At 55.3% G+C, this 1,260-nt stretch carries 1 protein-coding gene; it reads right to left on the reverse strand.

Annotation, left to right across the window (positions count from 1 at the left end; all coding sequences use genetic code 11):
- Positions 1-1,260, reverse strand: a 1,260-nt coding sequence (locus AC1TPB_RS24840) for a non-ribosomal peptide synthetase (RefSeq protein ID WP_482078945.1), incomplete at both ends; no start/stop codon positions are given.

Consider the following 1,260-nt stretch of genomic DNA (forward strand, 5'->3'; position numbering starts at 1 on the left):
TGCATCTAGCTCTCCTGCAATCTCCAGCGCCCACGGGATGTTGTAGCCGATCCCCTCTGGGTCCAGCTGACTTACCACGTACAGCCGCTGCTGTGCTGGCGAGGCCCGATACCACTCGCGCGCCTTCGCCTTGCTGATCGCCTCGTAGCGTTCCTTGGTAGCCACCGCTTCCAAATACCTGGCAAGCTCCTCCACCGTCGGGCTCGCGAATACCTCACCAAGTGGCACGTTCGCGTCCAATTGCTTCTGGATGCGCGAAACCAGCTGTGTCGCTTTGAGCGAGTGGCCACCTAGTTCAAAGAAGTCATCAAGGATGCTCACTGGCTGCGAAAGGCCGAGCACCTCCTGCCAAATCGCTGCCAGCTTCACTTCGGTCTCATTCCGCGGCGCCACGTATTCACTTCCTGCCTGCACCAGACCTTGCGGCTCTGGCAGTGCTTTCCGGTCTACCTTCCCATTGGCCGTCAGCGGAATACGCTCCACTTCTACTACATACGACGGTACCATGTACTCCGGCAGGCTACGCTTCAAATGCGAACGCAATTCGGTAGCATTAAATACCCCGTTACTCACCACGTACGCGCATAGGTAAGCTTCATCGCGCTCGTCTTTTCGAGCCACGACCACTGCTTCCTTCACGTCCGTGTGCTGCAGCAGACCGTGCACAATTTCACCTGTCTCAATCCGAAATCCCCGGATTTTCACTTGCTCGTCAATCCTTCCAAGGTACTCCAGATTCCCATCAGGCAGCCATTTTGCAAGGTCTCCCGTACGATACATTCGCTCACCAGGTTCAAACGGGCTGTCCACAAACTTCTCTGCCGTTAGCTCTGGATGGTTCAAATATCCGCGAGCCAACCCGTCACCCGCGATGCACAGCTCTCCTGGCACCCCGATAGGCTGAAGTTGGTTCGATTTATTCACCACATAAATCCATATATTCTGAAACGGTTTTCCGATTCCTGCCTTTTTTGTAAGTCTCGTAACCGACTCTTGCGTCGCATAGATCGTGGCCTCCGTCGGTCCATAGATGTTCTCAACTCGGGCGTGCGGCCACTGCTCGCAAGCTCGCCGAGCCATCTCCGTCGGGAACGCTTCACCCGCAATAAACAGGTACTGCAACGATGGAACGGCTTCACCGCTAGTTTTCGCCTTCGCCATGAACAGCTGTAGCATAGAAGGTACGAAGTTGAGGTGCGTCACCTGTTCATCCACAATGATGCGAAGCAGTTCCTCTGGATCTCTCTCAGCGCCTGGTAC

The sequence above is a fragment of the Paenibacillus sp. Y951 genome (genome assembly GCF_056786395.1).